This is a genomic window from Myxococcus sp. MH1, assembly GCF_059738865.1.
Genome location: NZ_AP026947.1, coordinates 1,166,080 through 1,184,646 on the forward strand (window position 1 = coordinate 1,166,080; position 18,567 = coordinate 1,184,646).

At 71.4% G+C, this 18,567-nt stretch carries 15 protein-coding genes; 10 read left to right on the forward strand and 5 right to left on the reverse strand.

All coding sequences use genetic code 11. The annotated features are described in order from the left end of the window. The first annotated feature begins 89 nt into the window (after window positions 1–89). A complete protein-coding gene (pdxR, locus tag AC6JA9_RS04890; RefSeq protein WP_497959172.1) occupies window positions 90–1,610 on the forward strand; it encodes a MocR-like pyridoxine biosynthesis transcription factor PdxR in 1,521 nt (506 codons plus the stop codon). On the opposite strand, the gene AC6JA9_RS04895 is transcribed toward pdxR, so the two are convergent. Beyond that, window positions 1,585–2,727: an esterase/lipase family protein gene (locus AC6JA9_RS04895; protein ID WP_194869405.1), complete on the reverse strand. Its 1,143-nt coding sequence runs from the start codon at window positions 2,725–2,727 to the stop codon at window positions 1,585–1,587. The genes pdxR and AC6JA9_RS04895 overlap by 26 nt on opposite strands. Before the next feature lie 107 nt (window positions 2,728–2,834). Between AC6JA9_RS04895 and AC6JA9_RS04900 the strand changes: the two genes are divergently transcribed. The 4 genes from AC6JA9_RS04900 (at window position 2,835) to AC6JA9_RS04915 (ending at window position 9,092) form a co-directional block, all read left to right on the forward strand. After that, window positions 2,835–4,913, forward strand: coding sequence for a S46 family peptidase (locus AC6JA9_RS04900; RefSeq protein ID WP_141330029.1), 2,079 nt, complete (start codon window positions 2,835–2,837; stop codon window positions 4,911–4,913). Between the two features lie 288 nt (window positions 4,914–5,201). Next, window positions 5,202–7,505, forward strand: coding sequence for a serine/threonine-protein kinase (locus tag AC6JA9_RS04905; protein WP_497959173.1), 2,304 nt, complete (start codon window positions 5,202–5,204; stop codon window positions 7,503–7,505). 295 nt (window positions 7,506–7,800) lie between these two features. Then, window positions 7,801–8,400: an adenylate/guanylate cyclase domain-containing protein gene (locus tag AC6JA9_RS04910; protein WP_223745949.1), complete on the forward strand. Its 600-nt coding sequence runs from the start codon at window positions 7,801–7,803 to the stop codon at window positions 8,398–8,400. Between the two features lie 41 nt (window positions 8,401–8,441). Beyond that, the gene (locus AC6JA9_RS04915; RefSeq protein WP_223745950.1) at window positions 8,442–9,092 is read left to right on the forward strand and encodes a glutathione S-transferase family protein; all 651 of its coding nucleotides are present in this window, start codon (window positions 8,442–8,444) and stop codon (window positions 9,090–9,092) included. A gap of 10 nt (window positions 9,093–9,102) precedes the next feature. On the opposite strand, the gene AC6JA9_RS04920 is transcribed toward AC6JA9_RS04915, so the two are convergent. Both AC6JA9_RS04920 and AC6JA9_RS04925 read right to left on the reverse strand, forming a co-directional pair. Next, window positions 9,103–9,702 (reverse strand): HAD family hydrolase, encoded by a 600-nt coding sequence (locus tag AC6JA9_RS04920; RefSeq protein ID WP_141328960.1) that lies wholly within the window; start codon window positions 9,700–9,702, stop codon window positions 9,103–9,105. Window positions 9,703–9,758: 56 nt separating this feature from the next. Then, entirely contained in the window at window positions 9,759–10,199 is a 441-nt protein-coding gene (locus AC6JA9_RS04925) for a host attachment protein (RefSeq protein WP_046711014.1), read from the reverse strand. A gap of 192 nt (window positions 10,200–10,391) precedes the next feature. Between AC6JA9_RS04925 and AC6JA9_RS04930 the strand changes: the two genes are divergently transcribed. The 3 genes from AC6JA9_RS04930 (at window position 10,392) to AC6JA9_RS04940 (ending at window position 14,702) form a co-directional block, all read left to right on the forward strand. Beyond that, the gene (locus AC6JA9_RS04930) at window positions 10,392–11,618 is read left to right on the forward strand and encodes a hypothetical protein (protein WP_426748141.1); all 1,227 of its coding nucleotides are present in this window, start codon (window positions 10,392–10,394) and stop codon (window positions 11,616–11,618) included. A 5-nt stretch (window positions 11,619–11,623) separates the two neighbouring features. Next, window positions 11,624–12,928 carry a hypothetical protein gene (locus AC6JA9_RS04935; RefSeq protein ID WP_497959174.1) on the forward strand — a complete coding sequence of 435 codons (1,305 nt, stop codon included), beginning with the start codon at window positions 11,624–11,626 and terminating at the stop codon, window positions 12,926–12,928. Window positions 12,929–13,157: 229 nt separating this feature from the next. Continuing rightward, on the forward strand, window positions 13,158–14,702 hold the full coding sequence (locus AC6JA9_RS04940) for a serine/threonine-protein kinase (protein WP_497959175.1): 1,545 nt from the start codon (window positions 13,158–13,160) through the stop codon (window positions 14,700–14,702). A 51-nt stretch (window positions 14,703–14,753) separates the two neighbouring features. Here the strand turns inward: AC6JA9_RS04940 and AC6JA9_RS04945 are convergent, their stop codons facing one another. Then, window positions 14,754–15,290, reverse strand: coding sequence for an FHA domain-containing protein (locus tag AC6JA9_RS04945; RefSeq protein ID WP_141328968.1), 537 nt, complete (start codon window positions 15,288–15,290; stop codon window positions 14,754–14,756). Window positions 15,291–15,439: 149 nt separating this feature from the next. Here AC6JA9_RS04945 and AC6JA9_RS04950 point away from each other — a divergent pair, with 149 nt between their 5' ends. Both AC6JA9_RS04950 and AC6JA9_RS04955 read left to right on the forward strand, forming a co-directional pair. Beyond that, the gene (locus tag AC6JA9_RS04950; RefSeq protein ID WP_223745954.1) at window positions 15,440–15,985 is read left to right on the forward strand and encodes a hypothetical protein; all 546 of its coding nucleotides are present in this window, start codon (window positions 15,440–15,442) and stop codon (window positions 15,983–15,985) included. Window positions 15,986–16,024: 39 nt separating this feature from the next. Beyond that, window positions 16,025–17,449, forward strand: coding sequence for an alpha/beta hydrolase-fold protein (locus AC6JA9_RS04955; protein WP_497959176.1), 1,425 nt, complete (start codon window positions 16,025–16,027; stop codon window positions 17,447–17,449). 24 nt (window positions 17,450–17,473) lie between these two features. Here the strand turns inward: AC6JA9_RS04955 and AC6JA9_RS04960 are convergent, their stop codons facing one another. Beyond that, a complete protein-coding gene (locus tag AC6JA9_RS04960; RefSeq protein WP_497959177.1) occupies window positions 17,474–18,322 on the reverse strand; it encodes an ATP-grasp domain-containing protein in 849 nt (282 codons plus the stop codon). Window positions 18,323–18,567: the final 245 nt, after the last annotated feature.

The window sequence follows — 18,567 nt, forward strand, 5'->3', positions numbered from 1 at the left end:
GAACAGTGCGCTCCCAGTGGCCCATGGGAAAGCACCACTTCGGTGCACAGGGGTGGACCATTTCACGAGGCCCGGTTACGTGAGGGGCCATGACGAAGCGCTCCCAGGGCGTGCCCCTGTCCTTCCTGATGCTGGACTCGAGTCGGGGGACAGGCCCGCTGCATCGGCGCCTCTACGAGCGGCTGCGCGAGGCCATCCTCTCGGGGACGCTGGCACCTCGGAGCCGGCTGCCCTCCACGCGCACGCTCGCCCGGGAGCTGGGGCTCTCTCGGGGCACGGTGGAGGAGGCCTTCGCGCAGCTCGACGCCGAGGGCTTCCTGGAGCGGCGCGTGGGCTCGGGGAGCACCGTCGCGCTGCCGGAGCATTCACGCGCGCCCCGAAGCACCCCAGTGCGAGGTGGCTCGCCACGGGCCCGGGGCGATGGGCTCTCCCGTCGGGGACGGCGGATGGCGGGTGACGTGCTTCCACCTGAGCCTCGGGACGTGCGGCCCTTCACGCCGTGTCTCCCCGCGCTGGAGCTGTTTCCCGCGAAGGCCTGGGCGCGCGCCGTCGCGAGGCAGGCGAGGGCGTGGGGGCCGGAGCGGATGCTCCACGGTGAGCCCGCGGGCTTTCGTCCCCTGCGCGAGGCCATCGCGGCGCACCTGGGGCCCGCGCGCGGCGTGCGCTGTGACTGTCGTCAGGTGCTGGTCTTCTCCAGCACGCAGCAGGCGCTGGATTTGACGGCGCGGCTGCTGCTGGACGAGGGCGATGGCGTGTGGCTGGAGGAGCCGGGCTATCTGGGCGCGCGCGTTGCGTTCGAGTCCGCGGGAGCGCGGCTGCATCCGGTGCCGGTGGACGCGCAGGGGCTCCAGGTGGACACGGGCAGGACGCGGGCGCCGAGGGCGCGGCTGGCGTACGTCACACCCTCGCACCAATACCCGCTGGGCGTGACGATGAGCCTGCCGAGGCGACTGGCGTTGTTGGAGCACGCGCGAGCCTCGGGGATGTGGGTGCTCGAGGACGACTACGACAGTGAGTTCCGCTACGCGACGCGTCCGCTGGCGGCCATCCAGGGCATGGACGCCGCGGGGCGGGTGCTCTACGCGGGCACCTTCAACAAGGTGATGTTCCCGTCGCTGCGACTGGCCTTCCTGGTGGTGCCCCAGGGGCTGGTGGAGCCCTTCACCGCGGCGCGCGCCTCGACGGAGGGACACACGCCCACGCTGCCGCAGGCCGCGATGGCGGACTTCATGGACTCGGGCCACTACGTCACCCATTTGAGACACATGCGGCAGGTCTACTCGGAGCGACGCGATGCGCTGTTGGATGCATTGCGACGTGAAGGCAATCCCAGACTTCGACCCGGCGCGGCGGAGGCGGGAATGCATGTCACGGCATTCCTGGCGTCCGGGTGTGAGGACCTGGCGCTGGTCGAGCGGACGGATGCGAGGCGCCTGGGCGCACGCCGGCTGTCGCCGCTCTACCTGGGACGCAAGCGGGAGCAGGGATTGGTGCTGGGGTTCTCGGGGGCGAGTCCCGCCGGCCTCCGCGCCGCCGTCCGGGAGCTGGTCCCACTGCTCGCGGAGAGCGAGGCGTCACCTCACCTCAGCGCGCCTCGTCCTCGAAGATGAAGTCGGTGATGCTCTTCCAGGTGGCCTCGAACTGGGGCCGACGGAAGCCGGAGCCGGAGATGAGCCAGTCCACGTGCGGCGGCTGGTGCGCGGGCTGATCGAAGTGTCCGATGGCATCCAGGTGGTCCGCTCTCACCGCCGCGAGCACGCGTCCGTAAACCTGCGAGCGCGTGGGGACGATGCCGTCACACGCCGTGGGCCCCGGCATCGCGCCATACGCCTGCACCAGCGCCGCCGTCTGCGCGGGCGAGTGCAACGGCAGCGCCGTCAGCGGCATGCGCTGCGTCTGTCCATACACGAACGCGTAGATGGTGTGCGTGAGCTGCGCGTACGGGTCCAGGCCCGCGGACACACGCGTGCGCAGCGAAGGCGGCCTGGCCTGCGTCACCACCGAGCCGTAGCGCACACCCGGCCGGTCCACGGTGCTCGCGTTGAACAGGTCGATGCCCTCCGGCGTGAGCTGCGGAATCAGCGACGTGTCGTTGCCCACGTCGCTCAGGAACTTCGACACCGCGTCGCGCCGCTCGGAGGAGAAGTCCCCCAGGAGCTGGTCATAGAGCTGGTCCAGCAGCGTCTGCTTCCAGCCGAGCTGGTCATCCGCGCGCGCCATCAGGTGCCCGAAGCGGAACACCACCCGCAACGGCAGCCGGCCGAAGCGCAGCACGTACACCGTGAACAGCGACAACAGCTTCAGCAGCCGCTGACCGAACAGCCCCAGGAAGAACGACGCCAGCGGCGTGCCCGCGTGCGGCGTGGACACCGTCACCACCGAGCGCACCCTGCGTGCGAACGGCTCCAGCTCCAACCCCTCCGCCAGCTGCGCGCCGGGGCTCGCGAACAGCCGCGCGTCCAGCCCGCCCGTCGAGTGCCCCACCAGGTGGATGGGCCCGTCGTCTCCACCCGCGGTCTCCTGCACCACCTTGAGCAGGTCCGCGGTGCGCGTGCGGATGGATGCCGTCGGATGCGACAGGACGATGGTGACCTCCGAGTCGGTCATGCCTCGCCGGGCCAGCTCCGCCTTCAAGTAGTCGAGCGCGTGTCCGAAGTAGACGAGCTCGCCCAGATTGATGAACCCGAAGAAACCGGGGACGAGATAGATGTGGTGCTTCGCGGCCATTGCCTCCACCATACCTGACGCGCCGCGTGATTCCCCTCGGGAATGCTGCCGCCGAGCGGGCGTTGTGCGGCGCCTTTCTCACTCGACTTCCAGAAGGATGAACACCCGTGGACCGTGCACTGCTCGCACTTGGCCTGCTCCTGTCGCTGCCCGCCGTGGCGGACGAGGGCATGTGGACCTACGACGCCTTCCCCGTGGAGGCGGTGAAGAAGGCCCATGGTTTCACGCCGACCCAGGCGTGGCTGGACAAGGTCCGGCTCGGCTCGGTGCGTCTGGCGGGCGGCTGCTCCGCCAGCTTCGTGTCCCCGGAGGGGTTGGTGATGACCAACCACCACTGCATCCGAGGATGTATCGAGGACTTGGCCTCGCCGAAGGAGGACCTGCTGGCCAAGGGCTTCCAGGCCCGCACGCCCGCCGAGGAGCGGCGCTGCCCCAAGGTGGAGGCCAACCAGCTGGTGAAGATGACGGATGTCACCGAGCGGATGAACACGGCGACCAAGGGCCTGTCCGGCGCGGCCTTCAACACCGCGCTCAAGAAGGAGATGTCCGCGGTGGAGTCCGCGTGCGCCACGTCCACGGACGTGCGCTGTGACGTGGTGACGCTGTTCAATGGCGGCAAGTATCACCTCTACGAGTACCGCCGCTTCCAGGACGTGCGCCTGGTGTTCGCGCCCGAGTTCTCCATGGCGGCGTTCGGCGGGGACCCGGACAACTTCAACTTCCCGCGCTTCGGCTACGACGTGGCCTTCCTGCGCGTGTGGAAGGACGACCAGCCGGCGAAGAGCCCGGACTACCTGCCGTGGGCGAAGACGGGCGCGAAGGACGGGGACCTGGTCTTCGTCTCCGGCCACCCCGGCGGCACCGAGCGCAAGGCGAGCGTCGCGGAGCTGGAGTTCCAGCGCGACGTGAACCTGCCCTACACGCTGCTGATGCTCGCGGAGGTGCGCGGCAAGCTGAAGGAGTACGCGAGCACGTCGCCGGAGCGCTTCCGCACCACGCGCTCCCGGCTGCGCGGCGTGGAGAACGGGCTGAAGGCCCTGCGCGGCCGGCTCCAGGCGCTCGCGGACCCGGCGCTGCTGGCCAAGAAGCGCGAGGACGAGGCGGAGCTGCGCCGGCGCGTGGAGGCCAACCCCCAGGTGAAGGCCGCCACGGCGGGGGCGTGGGAGGAGACGGCGAAGGCGCTCGACACGTACCGCCGCATGCTGCCCGAGTACCGCATGAAGGAGGCCGGGGACGCGTACGGCTCGGAGCTGTTCGGCATCGCCCGGCAGCTGGTGCGGCTGTCGGAGGAGCAGGGCAAGCCGAACGCGGAGCGCCTGCGCGAGTACACGGACGCGCAGCTGCCCTCGCTGCGTCAGCAGCTGCTCAGGAGCGCGCCCATCGCGCTGGAGCTGGACGAGTCGATGCTCGCCTTCGGCCTGGGCCGGCTGCGGGAGACCCTGGGCGCGGATGATCCGTTCGTGCGCGAGGTGCTCGGCACGGAGTCCCCCGAGGGGCTGGCCCGCGCGCTGGTGCGCGGCACGAAGCTGGGCGACGTGAAGACGCGCAAGGCGCTGCTCGAGGGTGGCAAGGCCGCGGTGGACGCGTCCAAGGACCCGATGCTGCTGTTCGCGCGCAAGGTGGACGGCCCGGCGCGCGAGGTGCGCAAGCGCTACGAGGACACGGTGGAGGCGGTGCTCAAGCGCAACGGCGAGCGGCTGGCCAAGGCGCACCTCGCCGTGTACGGCACCTCGGGCTACCCCGACGCGACCTTCACTCTGCGCCTCAACCCCGGTCAGGTGAAGGGCTGGGAGGAGAATGGCCGTCCTGTGGCGTCGCTGACGACGTTCGGCGGGGCCTACGCGCGCCACACCGGCAAGGAGCCCTTCAAGCTGCCCGACACGTGGATGAAGGCGAAGGGCAAGGTGCCCGACGCCACGCCCCTGGACATGGCCACCACCAACGACATCATCGGCGGCAACTCCGGCTCGCCCGTGGTGGACCGGGACGGGCGCGTGGTGGGGCTCATCTTCGACGGCAACCTGCACTCGCTCGGCGGGCGCTACGCCTATGTCCCGGAGACGAACCGCGCCGTGGCGGTGCACGGGGACGGCATCCTCGCCGCGCTGGAGCACGTCTACGGCGCGGCCCGCGTGGTGCGCGAGCTGAAGGCAGCCAGCGACGTCGAGGCCCCACCCGCGAGGTAGGTTGGATTCAGGACGCTTCCTCGAGGCTTCCTCAAGCTGTGAGAAGTCGATACCCCGAGGTGTCCTCGCTGAGGGCACCTCGGGGTGCAGTGTGCCTGCGGAAATTCGGCGGGGACGTGCGTGGATGGCTGATGACTGGCCGAGGCATGTCAGGGGTTCCAGGATAGAATGAGGTTTCCGGTGTGAAGGCCGGCTTCATCCATGGGCTCCTCGCCAACGAATGACATCCCGCTCGGTACGGTCCTGCGGGACACGTATGAGATCTCCGGCGTGCTGGGCCGAGGGGGGATGGGGACCGTCTTCCTGGCGCGGCATCTGCGGCTGCCGGGCAGGCACGTGGCGGTCAAGGTGCTGCGGCACGACGCGAGCCTGGGGGAGGAGGTCTACCTGCGCTTCCGGCGGGAGGCGGAGATTGCCTCGCGGCTGGGGCATCCGAACATCGTGGAGGTCATCGACTTCGACACGCTGGCGGACGGCTCGCCGTTCCTGGTGATGGAGCACCTGAAGGGGATGCCGCTGTCCCGGCGCATCCGCAAGGGCGCGCAGCTGACGCTGCCGGAGGTGTTCTCCATCGCGCGGCAGATGGGCTCGGCGCTGCAGGCGGCGCACGGGGCGGGCGTGGTGCACCGGGACTTGAAGCCCGGCAACGTGTTCCTGGTGCCCACGGAGCTCGGAGGGATGTCGGTGGAGCACGTGAAGCTGCTCGACTTCGGCATCTCGAAGATCATCGACTCGAAGACGGTGCAGACGCAGGACGCCATCCTGCTGGGCACGCCGCAGTACATGGCGCCCGAGCAGGCCACCGGGAAGAACCGGGAGGTGGACCCGAGGACGGACATCTTCTCGTTCGGGTGCATGGTGTACGAGATGCTCGCGCGCAAGCTGCCCTTCAAGGACGGGGGCATCCTGCCGGAGCTCATCTACCGCATCGTCTATGATCCACCGGAGCCGCTGCTGGAGGTGGCGCCGCAGACGCCGGTGCACGTGGTGCGAGCCATCGAGCAGGCGCTGGCGAAGCGCCCGGAGGACCGCTTCCCGGACGTGAGCGCGTTCATCGCGGCGCTGACGGGGACGCCCTTGCGCACGGCGACGCCGTCACCGGATGCGCCGGCGCCCGTGGTGGTGCGGCCCGCGGCGCAGGTGCCGACGGCGACCGTGCAGCCCCGGCCCATCGCGTCGCCGCCGTCGAAGCCCGCGACGCAGGTGGTCTCGCCCTGGCGGGCCTCGAGGCCGCAGGCGGACGCGGCGTCGCGCGCGAAGCCGGCGGAGGCTCCTCGCGAGGAGGTCTCGTCTCGAGCCGTGCTGGAGGGCACCGGACACGCCCCGAATGGCGTGGCGGCCTCCGCGCATGGAACGGGACGCGGGGCGAACGGCGCGGATGCATCGGCGCGCTCGGCGCATGGCACGGGACGAGACGCGAACGGCGCGGATGCGTCGGCGCGCTCGCCACAGGGCGCGGGACTCGTGGGACGTGCCGCGAACGGAGCCGAGGCGCATGGCACGGGACGAGACGCGAACGGGGCGGATGCGTCGGCGCGCTCGGCGCAGGGGCCTGTCGCGACGGGCCGTGGCCTGGAGGCTTCGGCGCAGGGCGCGGGACGTGCCGCGAACGGAGCCGAGGCTCCGGCGCGCGCGCCACTCGGTGCCGTGGTGCATGGCGGTGATGGCTCCACGCGTCCCGCGCGCGGCGTGGCGGCTCAAGCCGCGAGGGCGTCGTCCGATGCCGAGCGGGGCAGCGCGGGGCAGGACGTGGACAACCCTTCCGTCGATCCCTCGCGTGCACCCGCGTCGGGGCTCGTCGGCAGGTCGGTGCGCGTCTCCCCTCCGAAGCCCGGAGTCGTCGCGCGCCCTCCCGTCGCGGAGCCTTCCCCTCCACTCGAGCTCCCCCGGCCTCCCGTCCCGGACACCCCCGCCGTCCCGCTGGAGGTTTGGAGACCTCCCGCCGCGAACGCGCCTGCCATGGAGCCCGACTCGGATTCCGAGCCGGTGACGATCCGCTCGCCCTCGGGAGGTGTCCCGGTGGTGGGCCGCAGGCGCTACGGGCGATGGCTGCTCGCGGCCGGCGTGGTCGCCCTCGTGGGCGCGGGCCTCGTGGTGACCCACAAGAACCGCTCCGCCACCAACGTCCCGCTGGCGACGACGCCCACCCAGAACGCGCCGCCGCCCGAGGTCGCGCCCGCCGCGCCAGCACCGCCGCCAGCGCCGGAATCACAGACACGGCTCGTCCAGGGCACGCCTCCCGCGGAGAAGAACACGCAGGCCCCCTCGCCACCCCCGACGGGCATCGGTCAGATGGAGTCCTCCGTGAAGCCATCTCGCGAGGCCAAGGCGAAGCGCGAGGGCAATGACACGAAGCCCACGGACCTGGAGCTGGCCGAGGAGGCCCTGGCCCGTGGTGACCCCGGCGAAGCCATCCAGCTGGCCCGCCGCAGTCAGCGCGACCAGGCCACCGGCGCCTCCTTCGCGCTCCTCGCGCGCGCCCACTGCCACCAGAAGGACCTCTCCAGCGCGCGCTTCGTCTGGCTCCGCGTCCCTGCCTCCGAGCAGGCCGAGGTGCGCAGGTACTGCCAGCAGCACGGCATCACCCTGTGAGCACCGGCGAGCCCCGCTCGCCTCTGTCATCCGTCAGACCCCCGCCCGACCCGCCACGTCGTTGGCCAGACACGACCCACCACGCCCTCCTGCGGACGGGTGTTGCGCTGCGTTAAAGATGAATTCTCCTGATGGTGTCGAATAGGATGGTTCAGCTTCGCGAGGCAGCGCCCTACCAGGGCAAGCGGCCGTCCGAGGTCCGGTCTCCGCCGTGAGGGGGGCCCGGCGGGGACTGGGAACCGCGTCCTGGAGTAGGCTTTCGAACAGTTGGCATCGGGGGGAGGGGAGATGAGCGATGGTGGTGGAGGCACCCGAGCCGGGGAAACTGTCGGCCATCCTGTTCACGGGCATCGAGGCCGTGAGCCGTCAGTCCTGGCGTGATGAAGCGCTCCAGCAGGTGGTGCGCGAGGAACACGCGTCGTTGGTCCGAGAGCTGCTGCCGCGCCATGGAGGGCGCGAGGTGAAGCGTCTGGAGGATGGGTTCCTGTTGGAGTTCGAGGGCGGGATGTCCGCCGTGGACTTCGGCCTGGCGCTCCAGCGGGAGCTGGAGACCCACAACGGCACCGTGGCCGCCGAGCGCCGCGTGGTGCTGCGCGTGGGTGTTCACGTGGGCATGGTGGTGCACCGCGACGGCGACGTGTTCGGCGAGGGCGTCAACCTGGCCGCGCGCATCGAGGCGCTCGCGAGGCCCGGCACGCTCTATGTCAGCGAGTCGGTGGCCCGACAGGTGGAAGGCCGGCTGGCGTCGCCGCCGGTGCGCCTGGGCCGGGGCGAGATGAAGAACATCCGCCTGCCGGTGGCCGTCTATCGCATCGACCCCCGGGAGCATCGCGGCCGTCGGCCGTGGCTGTCCCGGATGCGCTCGCTGTTGAGTCGCACGCCCACGGCGAACTGAAGCGCGGGTATTCACCGGACGCTGGCGCTACGGTGCGCGCCATGCCCCAGCTCACCCTCGTCGTCGCCTCGAAGAATTACTCCTCGTGGTCGCTTCGGCCGTACCTGGCGCTCTGCCATACCGGGCAGCCCTTCCAGGAGGTCGTCATCCCCCTGGACACGCCAGGGACCCAGGACCGCATCCTCCAGCACTCGCCCAGCGGACGGGTGCCGGCGCTCCGACACGGAGACCTGGTCATCTGGGACTCGCTGGCCATCTGCGAGTACCTGGCGGAGACCTTCCCGGAGGCCCGGCTGTGGCCCGAGTCGCGCGAGGCCCGCGCGGTGGCGCGCTCGGTGACGGCGGAGATGCACTCGAGCTTCTCGCGGCTGCGCGAGCACATGGGGATGAACCTGCGCGCACGCAAGCCGGGACAGGGGCGGGCGCCGGGCGTCGCCGAGGACATCGCCCGCATCCAGGCGCTGTGGAACGACTGCCGCTCGCGCTTCGGTCAGGGCGGGCCGTTCCTGTTCGGCCGCTTCAGCATCGCGGATGCGTTCTACACGCCGGTGGCCACGCGCTTCGTCACCTACGACGTGACGCTGGACCCGGTGAGCGCCGCGTACCGCGACACGCTCCTGTCCCAGCCCGCCTTCCAGAAGTGGGCCCAGGCCGGACTGCACGAGCCGCCCGTGGCGAAGTACGAGGACTGAGCGCGCTGGCTCACAGCCCCAGCCGGGCGAGCTGCGCGTCGAACGCGTCGGCGGTGGTGAACAGCTGCCCACGCAGCCCCAGCGCGTCGGCGGCCTCCACGAACTCCGGCAGGTCGTCGAAGAAGGCGGCCTCGCGCGGCTCGACGCCGGCGCGCTCCAGGGCGATGCGGTAGATGTCCGGCTCGGGCTTCACGAAGCCCACCTCGCAGCTCATCACCAGCGCGTCGAAGCGCTGCAGCAGCGGCAGCCGGGGCCGCAAGTACGCCGCGTGCAGCGCGTTGGTGTTGGACACCAGCACCAGCTTCACCCGGCCGATGAGCGACTCCACCCGGGGCAGCACGGCCTCGTGGGTGGTGAAGTGGCTGCTCCACAGGGGCGCGAACTCCGCCATGGGCAGCTCGACGCCCAGCGCCCCGCACACGCTCTTGCGGATGCCCTCGGCGTCCAGCGTGCCCCGGTTGGCCTCGGTCCACCCGGCGCCCATCAGCCGCTGGGCGACCTCCGCGGCGGACATCCGCGCGCACGCGCCCAGCCGCGCGAAGAGCAACGCGTTGTCGTGGAAGACGAGCACGTTGCCCAGGTCCAGGAGGACCGCCTTCACCTCCGCCATGCCTGCTCCTCGCACCGGGTCGCCTGGCGGCCCGGTCATCAGAAGGGCAGGCGAGGCTAGAGGAGCGGGACGCGCTCAGGCAAATCCCGCGCGGGCACCGTCGAGTAGTCCGAGCCCACGTCCAGGAGGACCCGCTGACGCACCCGCGTGCTCAGCGCCTTGCGCAACCTGCCGAGGAACTCCGGCGGCGCCGCGATGATGAGCTTGTCGAAAGCGTGGCGGTCATGCCCCTTGTCGAGCACGCCGGACAGCTCGCGCGCGAAGCGGTCGTGCTCCAGCTCCCGACGACCCTGCGGCTCGTTCTCCCCGGGAGGACCGTGCAGGGTGCCCGCGTTGGGGTTGTCCGGCTGCTCGCGCAGCTGCTCGCTCTTGACGCGGCTCTCCTCGTGGAAGAACTCCTCGACCAGACTCCACTCCTCGCGCCCCTTCGCGTCCGTCTCGAAGAGCCGGGCCCGGCTCGCGTTCCCCACGAGAATCCAGAGCTTTGCGTCCGCCATGTGTCACGCCTCCTTAGGGTGGGAGATGAGGACCCACGCGGCGCCCGGCAACCTTCCTGTCCCGAGCCGCTCCCCCGTCGCGCGCAGGGCAGGCGGGCGTGTCACGCGGGTTTGACACCCACATCCGGAGTTCCGGTGTTCGGAACCGGACCGATCATTCCGTTGGGAATGGCAAAGGAGTAGAACGGCGGCATGCGCATTCCCGCGTTGTTGCCTGTCGCCGTGCTGGCGCTCGCGCTCTGGGCTCCGCCCGCGAGGAGCCAGGAGCAGGGTGGCCTGGGGTTGGACCTCAGCTCCGAGACGTCGTCGTCGGAGTCCGCGCCCCAGGAGCAGCCGGCGCCGGGCATGGGCCTGGACTTGCGCGAGGGCGAGGAGAGCGCCGTGTCGCTGACGCCGCGCTTCATCCTGTTGGGGCTGGAGACGCCGGAGCGCGCGGGCTCGCAGCAGGCGTCGGCGTGGCTGCGGGAGCTGGCGAAGGGCGCGATGTCGTCCGGCATGGTGGAGTTCGCCGCGACGCCCAAGCAGGCGCGGGAGCGACTGGAGGCGGGCTACGAGGCGGCGCTGAGCTGCGCCCAGGCGTCGTGCATGACGGAGCCGGCGGAGCAGCTGGACGCGGACCTGCTGACGACGGCGCGGCTGTCGCTGGAGGACGCGGGGTGGACGCTGCGCGCGTGGACGTATGACCGCGACCGCGGCGTGGTGCACGAGGACGTGGTGTCGGGGCGCAACCCCAAGGACGAGGCCTTCCAGAAGGAGGCGGCCACGAAGCTGGGCAACCGGATGATGGCGCTGGCGCGTCCGCGCGCGCTCTTGAAGGTGAGCGTCAACGTGCCCACGGCGGTGGTGAAGGTGGGCGAGCGCATCCTCGGCGTGGGCAGCGTGGAGGCGCGGCTGGCGCCGGGCACGGTGCAGCTGGAGGTGTCCGCGGACGAGTACGCGTCCTTCACGAAGGCGGTGGTGCTCAAGCCCGGCGCGCGTGAGGAGGTCCAGGTCCGCATGGAGATCTCCGGCCCGGCGCCGGAGGGCCCCGAGGACGGCGTGGCGCGGGTGTCGTCGAAGCGGCGCGGCGGCGCCAGCACGCCCATCTACAAGCGGCCTGCGTTCTACACGGCGCTGGTGGGGCTGGCGGTGGCGGGCGCGGGCGCGGTGATGAGCATGAGCGCCAAGGACGTGGAGAAGCGGGCCACGGACACCAACGGGGACGGCATCATCGACGTGACGCGCAAGGAGATGCTGGACGCGAAGTCACAGGCCAACCTGGCCGCGGGGCTGCTCATCGGCGGTGGAGCCGTGGCGGCCGGCAGCGTGACGTGGCTCCTGGTGATTCCGTCGCGCAGCGAGCCGGCCGCGCCCGTGGGCACGGTGAGCGCGGGTGGCGCGTCCACGGCGGTGCACGTCGTCGTCGGTGGGAGCTTCTGAGCCTTATGAAGACCTTCGAATCCTGGCTGCGAGCCCTCACCGCGGTGCTGCTGCTCTCCGGCGTGGCGGGCTGCAAGGTGACGTTCCCCGACAACGCCGCCTACACCTGTGAGAAGGACGGGGACTGCGGCGGCGAGGGCTTCGTCTGTACGTCGCTGCCCGATGACGGGCCCCGCTACTGTTGCCTCCCGGAGGGCGCGGAGCTCTGCAACGGCCTGGACGACGACTGCGACGGCGCCATCGACGAGCTGGAGGCGACGTGCTTCTCGGGCAAGGACGACAACCGCGGAAAGGGCGCGTGCCGCGACGGCCAGTCCGTCTGCACCCGTCAGGGCACGGTGGCGTGCGTGGGCGACGTGCTGCCCACCGTCGAGCGCTGCAACGGCGTGGATGACGACTGCGACGGCGAGGTGGACGAGGACTTCAATCGGCTCACGGACCCGTTCAACTGCGGCACGTGCGGCGCGGTGTGCACCGCGCTGCAGACCTGCGTGGAGGGCGTCTGCCAGAAGCGCGGCGAGCTCGACTGCGGCAACGGCATCGACGACAACCGCGACGGGGCCACCGACTGCGCGGACCGCGACGACTGCGATGGGCAGGCCTGCGGCGCGGGCTGCCTCTGCGAGAACGGCCGGCAGACGGAGTCGGACTGCGGCAACGGCGAGGACGACGACGAGGACCGGAGCATCGACTGCGCGGACCGCGACGACTGTGAAGGCAAGTCCTGCGGCGCCGGCTGCGTGTGCACGGACGGCCGCAGGGCGGAGTCGCTGTGCACGCCGGACAGCGGCGACGAGGACGGCGACGGCCGGCTCAACTGCGCGGACCCCGACTGCGAGCGCAAGGAGTGCGGGCCGGGGCTTTCGTGCAACAACGTTGGCAGCTGTGTCGAGGGCGCCTGCGACAACGGCGAGGACGACGACGGGGACGGCCAGACGGACTGCGCTGACTCGGACTGCAGCGGCCAGTCGTGCGGCGTGGGCTGCGCGTGCCGCAACAGCGCCAAGGCCGAGGCGAACTGCACCGATGGCATCGACAATGACGGGGATGGCACGACGGACACTCCCAGCGTCGACTGCCAGGACTCCGACTGCGGCGGCCAGCTGTGCGTGGCCGGTGAGCCGAACGCCGTGTGCGGCGTCACGTCGAAGCGCTGCGCCGAGGTGAGCTGCAACGACCTCGTCGACAACGACAAGGATGGCCTGACCGACTGCGCGGACACCCAGGACTGCCCGAACAACTCCCGCTGCTCGCGCCTGGTGGATGGCAACCGCGTGGCCGGCGTCTGCCGCTCGGGGGTCTGCACGTGATCCACGCCGCCCCGCCTGGATGCCCGGCCCTCGCGCCTGTCCACGAGTGGACGGTGGCGGGGGTGTCGCCGGGGCCGTGCGGGGTGGAGGGGTTCGGGGTTCGGACAGGGTCTTCGTCGACCTCCGTCTCGCGAGCACCGCTGGGGACGTGGGACGTGGGCGTTACGTGGAAGACAGAGGGGCCGCGGTGGGTTGCCGTTGGGCCTGAGCATGGAGAGTTCTTCACACCATGGGCAACGATGACCTCTTCGCGCAGACCTTGTTGTCCTCTCGCGGAGGGCCCGTGAGCGGCGAGCAACGTGTCGGCGTGGAGCTGCGGGAGGGCTCGCAGCTGGGCAGCTACCAGCTGGAGGCGCTCCTGGGCGAGGGCTCCATGGGCCGGGTGTTCCAGGCGCGTCACGCGCGGCTGGGGCGCCAGGTGGCCTTGAAGGTGCTCAAGCCCGAGCACGCGCGCGACGGCGGCTTCGTGCAGCGCTTCTTCCAGGAAGCCCGCACGGTGAATCAGATCAACCACGAGCACATCGTGGAGATCTTCGACTTCGTGGACGAGGGCGAGGGCGGCCACGTCTATTGCGTCATGGAGCTGTTGCGCGGGCAGGGCCTGGGCGCGCTCCTGAAGCAGGAGCCCCTGTCGCTCGCGCGCATCCAGCGCATCGCGGTGCAGGTGTGCGCGGCCCTGGGCGCGGCGCACCAGGTGGGCGTGGTGCACCGGGACATCAAGCCGGACAACCTCTTCCTCACCCAGCGCGCCGGGCAGCCGGACTTCGTGAAGGTGCTCGACTTCGGCGTCGCCAAGCACCTGGCCACCGAGGGCGCGACGCCCACGGGCACGCTGGACGGGACCATCATCGGCACGCCGGCGTACATGTCCCCGGAGCAGGCCGCGGGCCTGACGGTGGACGCGCGCTCGGACATCTACGCGGTGGGCAACATCCTGTACGAGATGCTCACCGGCCACCCGCCCTTCCAGGCGGAGGCCTTCGGGCAGCTGGTGGTGCAGATCATCACCCAGCCGCCGCCGCCGCTGCCCACGCAGCTGGCGACCGGGGAGCCGCTGCCGTCCCAGCTCGCGGAGCTGGTGATGCGGTGTCTGGCGAAGGAGCCGGAGGCCCGGCCGCAGACGCTCGCGGAGGTGACGACGGGGCTGTTGCTGTTGCCCGTGCAGGTGCCCTCGTCGCCGGAGGCCGTGGCGGCGCTGGAGCCGTCGGAGCGGCCCACGCGGCGGATGCCCGTGGTGATGGGCCCCCATCGTCGCCGCGCCCTGTGGGCCGCGGGGGCGGGCGTCGTGGCGCTGCTCGCGGCCGGTGCGCTGGTGTGGCGCGGCACCGGGACAGCGAGCGCGCCGGTCATCGTCCCGAGCGCGTCGGAGTCCGTCGTCTCCCCGGAGCGCGCGCCGGAGCCCCTGGTGCTGGCGGCGGCGCCCGAGCAGGTGGTGGTGCCCGCGGTGCGGCTCACCGTGCACTCCTTCCCGGAGGGCGCGCAGGTGGTGCGCTCGGACACCGGTGAGGTGCTGGGCGTCACGCCGCTGGTGCGCGAGCTGCCGCGCCGCGAGGTGCCGCTGCACCTGCGCGTGGAGCTGGCGGGGTACGTGTCCTCGGAGCGCTCGGTGCGGCTGGATTCGCACACGGAGCTGGAGGTGCCGCTGGCCAAGTCGCTCACCGCGCCGAGGGCGAACTCGAGCAAGAAGCCGAGCGCGAAGAAGCCGTCGCAGGACGCCGCCGCCTCGCGCAAGACCAAGGCGCGCTCGGCGAGCGCCGAGTCCTCGGGGCGTTAGGCCTGGCTTCGTGGCGGCGGGAGGCCCTCGCCGCCGCCTCGGCCTGGACCTTCAGCGCGAGGTGGCCGTCTGGGCGAGCACCTGCGCGGCGATGCGGGAGATGCGCTCGTCGAAGCCCGCCGCGTCGTGGAAGGTGAGGCGCACGTCGCCCACCTCGAGCTTCGCGCCGGGCGTCAGCACCACGCCCGCGTCGGGCAGCTCCCGGCCGTCCAGCTTCACGGGCCTGGCGTCGGCCACGCGGGCCACGTGCCAGGTGGCCTCGGACTGGGGCGTGAGGATGAGCTGCTCGCGCGACACCGTGGCGTCGTTGACCACCAGCGCGTTGTTCTGCGAGGCGCGGCCCAGGCGGATGGGGCCTCGCTCGGCCAGGGCCACCAGCTCGAAGCACATGGCGTCCCCGGCGGGCAGGCAGTCCTTCAGGTCCGTGAGCGGCAGCCGGGTGGCGCCCACGTTTCCGTCCACGGTCTCCGGGACGTTCCACGCGCCTGCCTCCCACACCAGCCAGGGGTGCGGGTACTTGGCGCGAAACTTCTCTTTGAGTGCCAGGTGCTGCCTCACCAGCAGCGAGAGCAGCAGTGCGCGAGCCATGGATGACTCATAACCCCTTCGGCCCCCGCAGCGCGCGAGAAGGTGCATTCCGGTGTCCACGAATCGTCTGAAACCCGGCGGGTGGCCCCCCACTCGCGCGCGGAGTGGGCCCTGTAGTACACCCGCGCCCACATCCTTCTGGAGGTCCCATGCGTCGTCTCCTGCTCGCCCCGCTCCTGCTCCTCGTCCCCGCCTGCAAGGGTGAGACGGCCAAGGACGTCACTGCCACGGTGGTGGGCAAGACGGTGGAGGTGGCCAAGGGCGCCGGCAGCGGCGTCGTCGAGGGCTTCAACGAGGGCCGCAAGGGCGCCGCCAGCGCGGACGGCTCGCGCACGCTGTCCACCGCCGAGGAGGTGGCCGCCAACACCGAGCTGTCCGTCCTGGAGGCGAAGCCCTCCCACGGCGGCGGCGTGGAGGTGGTGCTCGCGGTGACGAACAAGACGGACCAGCCGCTGCACCTCTTGGGCCTGCACGAGGGCGGCGGCGCGCAGCTGCTGGACAAGGACGGCTTCGCCACGCCGCTGCAGGCCCGCTCCCCCGGACAGTCGGCCGACTCCATCAAGGTGCCGCCCTCCGTGAAGGTGAAGGCGAGCATCTACTTCGATGGCGAGGCGGAGAAGGCCACGAAGGTCCGGGTGTGGGGGCGCGAGCTCACCGTGCCCGCCGCGGCCACCGCCGCCAAGCCGCAGCCGTAGTCCGTCCCTGCTTCTCGCCTGTCGCCGCCTGGAGTCGCGATGCGCCGTCTGTCCCTGGTCCTGCTGTGCGCGAGCCTCTCGTCCGCCTGTGATGATTCGGAGGGCGCGCCCGTCGTCCCGCCGCCGCCCTTCACCCAGTCCTATCCGGACGCGGGGTCAACGCCCGACGGGGGAGGCGGTCCGACGACGTGGGCCTGTCAGCGGCAGGCGGTGGTGAAGGGCGCGCCCATGTCGCTCCTGGCGGACCTGCAGCTCGCCATGGGTCGGGCCACGACGTCGAACGAGCGCACCCAGGCCATCGACCGCTTCGTGGAGCAGGTGGAGGCCCAGGGAGGCACGCCGCTGGTGAGCGACGCGAGCGCGGGCCGCCAGCGCGTGGCCTTCTTCGCCCGGGGCGAGTCCGCGCGCGACACCTTCGTGGCCGGTGAGTTCAACGAGTGGTCGCCCACGGCGACGCCGCTCGGGCAGGTGCGCGACACGGACCTGTACCTCGCGGAGGTGGAGATTCCGCGCACGGGGCCGCAGCCGTACAAGCTGGTGAAGGGCGGCAGCTTCTTCGAGGACCCGCGCGCGCGCAACGTCGTGTGGGACCGCCTCAACCGAAACGACGTGGGCCAGTTCAACTCGCTCGTCTATCCGGACGCGCAGGACCCGGCGAAGGGCCGGCTCACCGCGTGGTACGACGTGCGCGCCACGGCGCTGAACGACGCGCGCGATGTCTTCGTCTACACGCCCGCGTCGTACGACGGCCCGGAGTGCCCGTCGCTGCCGGTGATGTACGTGCACGACGGCAACGAGAGCATCACCCGCGAGTCCTTCGTGGACGCGGCGGACGCCCACTACAAGGCGCGGCCCCAGGACTCGGCGGTGCTCGTGTTCATCGCGCTGCCGAGCCAGGACGTGCGGCTGGGGCAGTACACCTTCCCGCCCGCGCTCGCGCCGGGCTGGCCCACGCCTCGGGGTGACGACTACCTGGCCTTCATCGTCAATGACTTGATGCCGCGCGTGGAGTCGGGCCTGCGCGTGAAGACGGGGCCCCAGGAGACGGGCATCTCCGGCGCGTCGCTGGGCGGGCTCATCTCCGTGTACGCGGGCTTCCGCGCGCCGGAGAAGTTCGGCTTCGTGGGCACGCAGTCCGGCACGCTGTTCTGGCCGCACGACGGCGAGGTGGACCGCAACGACGGCAACGCCATGGTGGTGCGCGCGAGCGCGGACCCGGTGGTGCCGGTGCGCTTCTACGTGGACCACGGCTCACCCTCGGCGGGCTGCACGCGCGACGGCGAGCAGGGCGCGGACGACTGTCAGTCCAACCTCCAGTTCGTCTCCGCGCTGCGCAACAAGGGCTACGGCGTGGTGCACGTGAACGAGGTGAGCGGCGCGCACGACTGGGCCTTCTGGAAGAAGCGCCAGCCGGGGCTGCTGTGCGCGTTCCGCAACACGGACGCGAAGGAGTGCGGCCTCTAGGCGCGCACTCCCTCGGCGACGCCGCTACAGCTTCGCGGCGATGGCCCGCGCCAGCCGGTGCGGGGCCTCGGCGTCCAGGGTGAGGAAGAGGGCGGGCTCGGTGACCTCCACCTCCTGCAGCCGGGTGACGCCTTCGTTGTCGGTGGCCACGTCCACGCGGGCGTAGAGCAGCGGGGCGCCCATGGCCTCGAGCACGCGCTCGGACAGCTTCAGCTCCTTGGCGTCGGGCGTGAAGAGGGTGGGTTCCGAGAAGCCGCGCGGCGCGGACTTCAGCGTGGGCGGGCGGCGCACCGCGTGGCTGAAGGCGCCGTCGAAGAAGATGTAGCTGCGCTCTCCCTCCGACTCGAAGGCCCGGAGGTAGGGCTGCACCATGAGCTCGCTGGTGGCGGAGAGTCGGGTGACGAGCGCGTTGCCGGCCGCGGCCTCGGCGCGCGGGATGATGTGCGTCTCCACGGCGCCGGCGGACACGGCGGGCTTGAGGACCAGCGTGTCCCAGCCCCGGGCGCGGGCGACGATTTCGAGGTCCAGGGTGCCCTCGCGCTCCACCCACGCGGTGGGCGTCACGGGGATGCCCTTCTCCTCCAGCTCGCGCAGGTAGAACTTGTGCGTGTTCCAGCGCAGCACGTCGGCGGGGTTGTGGAGCTTCGTGAGCCGGCCGACCTTCTGGGCCCAGGCGACGAAGGTGTCGCGGCGCAGGTGGCTGTCCCAGGTGCTGCGCACCACGGCGAGGCGCACGGTGTGGAAGTCCACCGTCGGGTCGTCCCAGACGACGGGCCGCGCATCCAGGCCCAGCGCGCGGAGCGCGGGGAGCAGGGGACGCTCGAACTCGGCGAGCTCGGGCATGTCTGAATAGGTGAGGACAGCGACATCCATGGTGAAGGGCTCCAGGTGGGGCGCCGAGGGGTGTGGGCGGTGGCCGGGCACGGACGCCTCGGACAGTCGAGGCGGACCGGGCGGCGCGCATCGACACGATACGTAGCGCGCGGTCGTCCGGGCAGCAGGAGTTTCGCGGGGGCGCGCACTGTGATGGTCCGCGGCGTGGGGAGGTGTGCTCCGGCTTCACCGCGGGAGCGCGGAGCGCGGCCCTGGGGCGCGTGCTCCCTCGGTGTGTCGTCAGC